Origin of the sequence: Bacillus sp. 2CMS4F, from assembly GCF_023161785.1 — a bacterium.
GTDB lineage: Bacteria > Bacillota > Bacilli > Bacillales > Bacillaceae > Bacillus > Bacillus halotolerans.
Map to the genome: position 1 here is coordinate 122,977 of NZ_JALNTO010000012.1, position 6,363 is coordinate 129,339.

Below are 6,363 nucleotides of genomic sequence, written 5' to 3' on the forward strand. Positions count from 1 at the left end.
TCGCATAATTTCAGGCCGCCCTTTCCTCGGTTGTTTGATTCATGTTTTTATATTTATATAGCTTTCTGTCGATGTGAACCCTCCAACTATTAATATTGTTACTTACTATATATAGTTTTTGATTATTTTTCAACAATATTCGAAATAATTTTTATAAAAAGTGAATTCAAATAAAAAAGGTGCATGATCTGCACCTTCATCTTCTTTTTTATTCGCCTTTTTTTCTGCTCTCTGTCATTTGTTTCCAGACTGAACCTTTTGCCTCTTCCCCATGTTCGATTCGTTCCAGCGCCATTTTCACTTGAAGGCTGACTTCGAATTCCGGATCATCTTCAGCAGCCCGCAAAGCTTCTATGGCACTTTCATCACCGACTTCGTAAAGGAACATAGCGGCGCGCCAGCGGACCAGCTTGCTTGAGTCGCTTAACGATTTTATCATCGCAGGGATGGCTTGAGGATCGCCGATATCAGACAGGCAGTCTCCAGCCGTCCTTCTCACCGATACAGACTTATCCTCAAGCGCCTTATACAATAGAGGAAGAACATCAGGTGATTCAATCATTCCCAAATACACAACAGCCTGTCTTCTGATGGACACCTTCGGATCATCCAATGCTTTTTGCAAAACGGGGATGTCCTCTTCTTTTGGATCCATCTGCTCCAAGTGTGCGTACCGCTGCTTCCAATCCTCATCATCCAGCATGTCAAGCGTTACTTTATAGGCTTTGCGCTGTGCCGTTTGTTTCGTTTCGCCTTTACCTTGGGCCGCTGCTTCCGTTAGCCGTTTCAGCCTTTCATCACTGTAAGCGGCCTGAAGCTCTTCTGTCACGTCATGGCCGATTTCAGTAAAATCGCCGAATCTGACGCCTTGTTCTTTCCAAGCTCGTTCAAACACAACATTTGACGCTTCAGATCTGAGTTTTAAGATCGCCTGCTGAAAACGGTCAGGAAGCCCGAACCGCTCTTCACGCTCACCATCTGTCAATTTGACTTGCATAGGAATTCCGCTGAACATCTGCACAAAAACTTTCACTTCTCCAAATGACTCCTGATCCGAGCGGTTTTCTGCACTCTCAGCGCTCTCCATTCCAAATGCCGTCCGGACTTGCGGTAAAATGTCTTTCCAGTCATATCTGGCGTTCCGTTCAACCGCAAGAAAGTCGGCAACGTGATATACCCCTTTAACTCCTTCAATATTTAGGATTTCCACGACAACACGCGGGGCGCCTTCTGCCTGATCCGGTTTATAATTATTGCTTTTGCCCGCCGGAAGCTCTTCCGTTAAGATGACCTTCATTGTATTCGGGCTTGGCGTCGGTTCAATTGATTTTATCTTCATGATTGTCCTCCTATAGCCTATCTGTGACTTATTCTAACATAGTCGCCCCGCGCCTTCTATTACGATGTTTCAATATCAATTCCGGGAATTTCTTTTCCTAATTGACTGACAAAATGAAGCATAAATTTATGCCTCTCGTCAGCCACTTCTCTTGCGGCATCTGTATTCATCATATCTTTTAGGAGCAGCAGCTTGCTGAAAAAGTGGGCATAGGCACTCTTATCATTTCCATAAAGGCTATGTCCCTTTGCTCCCGCAAACATAAACGTCCGTGCTATACCAACTGCGCCGATTGCATCCAGCCTGTCAGCATCCTGTACGATTTTCCCCTCAAGTGAAAGCGGTTCTTTTCCGAGCTTTTCCCTGTCCCGAAAGGACATTCTAGTAATAATGTGAATAATTCTTTCAGCCTCATCTTTTCCGGCTCCTAAAGAAACCAGCTGCTCGTCCACCTCGCTGACTGAAAGCCTGATTGCGTCAGGCAGCTTCACATCAATCAAATCATGAACCAAGGCTGCCGCTTCAACGACGAACAAATCCGCATTTTCCTTTTTTCCAATATATAAAGCAAGCTCTGCAACTCTTGACACATGAAGCCAATCATGGCCCGTGCTTTCACCGCTCAGAACAGATTTGACCCATGTCCTGATTTGCTCTGTCTGCATCAGTTTTCGATCCCGCACCAAAACACCCTCTTTATTGTCCTAATAACTTCGCAATAACGTCTTCCAGTTCTTTCGGGTTTGTGTTTGGTGAATAGCGGCCGGCTATTTCTCCGTTTCTGTCCACTACAAATTTAGTGAAATTCCATTTGATTGCCTTTGTTCCAAGCATGCCTTTCGCATTGTCTGTCAAATACGCAAAAAGCGGGTGGGCATTTTTTCCGTTCACCTCGACTTTTGAAAACATGGGAAACGTCACACCGTAATTAGTTTTGCAAAATTCCTGTATGCCTTCCTCGTCGTCAGGCTCTTGATTCATAAATTGATTGCAGGGAAACCCTAAAATCTCCAGGCCCTCCGGCTGGTATGTATCATACAACTCCTGAAGCTGCTTAAATTGAGGAGTAAAACCGCATTTACTGGCTGTGTTAACAATCAACAACACCTTTCCGGCAAATGGCTGAAGTGTCATGTCTTTGCCTGTAATGGTGCGGACCCTCATATTGTATATAGACATTGAAATTCCCTCCTAATGAACCTGAGTGCTGTGATTATTTTACCTTTTTTCCTGTTTCAAAACAAAACGGAAGCTCTAGGTTTATCAATTGGCCAGCTGTTCATTTGTACAGACATCGTGTTCAACGGATGTTCTTCCCTCATTAATCATTTTTCTATGAACAGAAACATCTCTTGAGAAGGTGCTATTATTCTATTTATTGCATGACACCTGGAAAACTCATTACAGTGAAACCAAAAGTCATGTGTTTGCGTTTATTATATAGTATTTTCTGCTGTTCCCCTTCAAACCCTTATAGATAGATTGAAAATTGGCGGGAAAATTCCTATAATGAAGAAAATTAACGGGGAAATGATGGAGGTGGCACGTTGCCTATTAATATACCTACACACCTGCCGGCAAAACAGGTGCTTGAGAGTGAACATATCTTTGTAATGGATGAAAGCAGAGCATTTCATCAGGATATCCGGCCGCAGAAAATTATTATTTTAAATTTAATGCCGAAAAAAATCCAAACGGAAACTCAGCTGCTCAGACTGCTTGGGAATTCGCCTTTGCAGGTTCATTTTACATTTTTAATCCCAAGCACTCATACACCGAAAAATACAGCAAGGGAACACCTTGATGAGTTTTATACGACATTCTCCAATATCCGTCATAAGAAATTTGACGGCATGATCATCACCGGTGCGCCGATCGAGCATTTGGCGTTTGAAGATGTTTCTTATTGGGAAGAGCTCAAAGAGATTATGGAATGGAGCAAAACGAATGTCACGTCAACCTTGCATATTTGCTGGGGTGCTCAGGCAGGTTTGTATTATCATTACGGCGTGGAAAAAACTGAAATGCCGAAAAAAATCTTTGGTGTGTTTGAACATACTGTTCTTTCCAAGCACGAAAGATTGGTAAGAGGTTTTGACGAGCTATACTACGTGCCGCATTCCCGGCATACAGATATAAATATGGAACAACTGCAAGCAGTGCCCGAGTTAAACATTCTTACTGCATCAAAGGAAGCTGGGGTTTGCTTAATTGTGTCAAAAGACGAAAAACAAGTCTTTTTAACAGGACACCCTGAATATGATACAAATACGTTGCTTCAAGAGTATGAAAGAGATCTGGAACGAAACCTTTCGACTGTCGAGGCGCCGAAACATTATTTCGCAGAAGACAGCAAAGAACCTGTCAATCGCTGGAAAGCACATGCGACATTATTGTTTATGAACTGGCTTAATTATTATGTTTACCAAGAAACTCCTTATGAATGGGACTAATTTTTCTTTTTAAAGTGATACGCTGAGCAAAAAATATGATAAAATACATCTGATTCAGTATGCGTATAACAAAAATTAAAAATACTGGAATCCGAATCTTTTAAAATTAGCTTAATTTTTTCACTGCATTAATAATTCGATTATGTATTTGTGTTATGTTTATGTATAGACAATAACTCCTTACGATGCATGAAGCTTGCTTGTTGTTGATTACATTGAGGTGAATTTACTTGAATACCAATAAAAGAGTATTAATTTTGACTGCAAATTACGGAAATGGACATGTACAGGTAGCCAAAACGCTTTATGAACAATGTGTACGTCTCGGCTTTCAGCATGTAACAGTTTCTAATTTGTATCAAGAGTCAAATCCGATTGTTTCAGAGGTAACTCAGTACCTTTATTTAAAAAGCTTCTCAATCGGAAAACAGTTTTATCGTTTGTTTTATTACGGAGTTGACAAAATCTATAATAAACGTAAATTTAATATTTACTTTAAAATGGGAAATAAACGATTGGGCGAACTTGTCGAGGAACATCAGCCCGACATCATTATTAATACATTTCCGATGATCGTCGTACCCGAATACAGACGGAGAACAGGAAGAGTTATTCCTACCTTCAACGTCATGACTGATTTTTGTCTTCATAAAATTTGGGTTCACGAAAATGTGGATAAATATTATGTGGCGACAGATTATGTGAAGGAAAAACTGATTGAGATCGGGACCCATCCCAGCAACGTGAAAATTACGGGAATTCCGATCAGGCCTCAATTTGAAGAATCGCTGCCGGTTGAGCCGATTTATAAAAAGTACGATCTTTCGCCTGATAAAAAAGTGCTGCTCATCATGGCTGGCGCACACGGTGTATTAAAGAACGTAAAAGAGCTGTGCGAAAACCTTGTTATGGATGATCAGGTGCAAGTGGTGGTCGTATGCGGAAAAAATACGGCTTTAAAAGAATCCTTGAGCATACTTGAAGCAGAAAACGGCGATAACTTAAAAGTTCTCGGCTATGTAGAGCGAATTGACGAGCTCTTCCGGGTCACAGATTGCATGATTACAAAACCAGGCGGCATTACTTTGACAGAAGCCACTGCTATCGGCGTGCCTGTCATTCTGTACAAACCAGTGCCCGGACAAGAAAAAGAAAATGCAAATTTCTTTGAGGACCGCGGAGCTGCCATTGTCGTGAACCGGCATGAAGAGATTCTCGAGTCTGTCACCTCCCTTCTTTCAGATGAAGATACCTTACAGCGAATGAAGAAAAACATTAAGAGTCTTCATTTGGCACACTCCTCTGAAGTGATTTTGGAGGATATTTTGAAGGAATCAGAAATGATGACGACCAAACAAAAAGCCAAGGCGCTTTCTTAACTGATGTTCTTGCAGGAGCACACGAAAAATCGTGTGCTCTTTTTATTCGCATTCATCTTTTCGTAAAAGCGGTTACATTTTTTTGAGAAACTTGCCCTTTTTTTGAAAAATAAGCAGTTTCGCAACTTGACGCGTGCTGCCAGATGGTGTATAGTTGAACCATCATTTAACAACGAAACAAAGTTAAATGGTACAAAATTTTTTTTAGCACATAGGTGCTACAGTACTAGGAGGAATTAAGCAATATGCAAAACGGTAAAGTAAAATGGTTCAACAACGAAAAAGGATTCGGCTTCATTGAAGTTGAAGGCGGAGACGATGTATTTGTTCACTTCACAGCTATCGAAGGAGAAGGATACAAATCATTAGAAGAAGGACAAGAAGTTTCTTTTGAAATTGTCGAAGGTAATCGTGGACCTCAAGCTTCTAATGTTGTAAAACTCTAAACTCAATATAAGTTGACAAATAGAGGAGAGGCAAATGCCTCTCCTATTTGATTTTCATCTGAATTTCGATCGCTAAAATGTTTTGTTTGCACCTCTGCTCAATCTCTTCAATATGCTTTTCCATTGACGGCTTTCCTTTTTTCGCAATATCCGCAAGTTCTTCTAAATCATTGTATATTTCTATAAATGTTTTGTGAAGGATCGATTTTAAGTCTTTATCATCCATAGCTGTGCTCCCCTTCTCTACCAAGATACCTCAAATAGTAAAACAGACCTATTCATTCAGGTTCAATAGTTATATCGGCTTATTTATTATTTTATTTTCTATTTTGGCACATAAATTTTAAAAAACTCTGCAAAATAATTGCGGAGGTGTTTTTTTGTGAACTCAGAATTTCATGAAGAGGATCAGACTGGATTTACCGATAAACGGCAGCTGGAGCTAGCGGTGGAAACAGCGCAGAAAACGACCGGCGCCGCCACAAGAGGCCGAAGCTCAACATTACTCAATTCCGCATACCAAGCCATCGAGGACGCCAGAGAGCTTTCACTGTCTCAAGAACTGGCAGCTCTTGATGATCCTGAATTTGTACAGCAGCAACAGCAGCTATTAGATGCCTGCCAGCATCAGCTGGATGAATTTAAAAAATAAAACCGCAGAAGCTGCGGTTCAGGCTGTCGAGAAAATCTCGACAGCCTTTATTTTTTCTTAAAATATCCATTCTCATGTAATAAAATAAAAGAAA

The 6,363-nt window shown here is 40.9% G+C and carries 8 protein-coding genes; 4 read left to right on the top strand and 4 right to left on the bottom strand.

Going from position 1 to position 6,363, the window contains the following annotated elements:
* Positions 1 to 208: 208 nt before the first annotated feature.
* From MTN95_RS16495 to MTN95_RS16505, 3 genes are read right to left on the bottom strand one after another with little or no spacing between them, the layout of a single operon-like run.
* Positions 209 to 1,339 (bottom strand): conserved virulence factor C family protein, encoded by a 1,131-nt coding sequence (locus MTN95_RS16495; protein ID WP_248339013.1) that lies wholly within the window; start codon positions 1,337 to 1,339, stop codon positions 209 to 211.
* A 59-nt stretch (positions 1,340 to 1,398) separates the two neighbouring features.
* Positions 1,399 to 2,004, bottom strand: coding sequence for an HD domain-containing protein (locus MTN95_RS16500; protein ID WP_202852597.1), 606 nt, complete (start codon positions 2,002 to 2,004; stop codon positions 1,399 to 1,401).
* A gap of 31 nt (positions 2,005 to 2,035) precedes the next feature.
* On the bottom strand, positions 2,036 to 2,518 hold the full coding sequence (locus MTN95_RS16505; RefSeq protein WP_105954988.1) for a glutathione peroxidase: 483 nt from the start codon (positions 2,516 to 2,518) through the stop codon (positions 2,036 to 2,038).
* A 368-nt stretch (positions 2,519 to 2,886) separates the two neighbouring features.
* On the opposite strand from MTN95_RS16505, the gene metA reads away from it, so the two are divergent.
* From metA to cspD, 3 genes are all read left to right on the top strand, one after another.
* On the top strand, positions 2,887 to 3,792 hold the full coding sequence (gene metA, locus MTN95_RS16510; protein WP_024121799.1) for a homoserine O-acetyltransferase MetA: 906 nt from the start codon (positions 2,887 to 2,889) through the stop codon (positions 3,790 to 3,792).
* A gap of 230 nt (positions 3,793 to 4,022) precedes the next feature.
* The gene (locus tag MTN95_RS16515; protein WP_202852550.1) at positions 4,023 to 5,171 is read left to right on the top strand and encodes a diglucosyl diacylglycerol synthase; all 1,149 of its coding nucleotides are present in this window, start codon (positions 4,023 to 4,025) and stop codon (positions 5,169 to 5,171) included.
* Positions 5,172 to 5,416: 245 nt separating this feature from the next.
* Positions 5,417 to 5,617 (top strand): cold-shock protein CspD, encoded by a 201-nt coding sequence (gene cspD, locus MTN95_RS16525; protein WP_003153604.1) that lies wholly within the window; start codon positions 5,417 to 5,419, stop codon positions 5,615 to 5,617.
* Between the two features lie 43 nt (positions 5,618 to 5,660).
* On the opposite strand, the gene degR is transcribed toward cspD, so the two are convergent.
* Positions 5,661 to 5,843: a transcriptional regulator DegR gene (degR, locus tag MTN95_RS16530; protein ID WP_010334663.1), complete on the bottom strand. Its 183-nt coding sequence runs from the start codon at positions 5,841 to 5,843 to the stop codon at positions 5,661 to 5,663.
* A 156-nt stretch (positions 5,844 to 5,999) separates the two neighbouring features.
* Between degR and MTN95_RS16535 the strand changes: the two genes are divergently transcribed.
* Positions 6,000 to 6,269 carry a DUF2564 family protein gene (locus tag MTN95_RS16535; RefSeq protein WP_024121801.1) on the top strand — a complete coding sequence of 90 codons (270 nt, stop codon included), beginning with the start codon at positions 6,000 to 6,002 and terminating at the stop codon, positions 6,267 to 6,269.
* Positions 6,270 to 6,363: the final 94 nt, after the last annotated feature.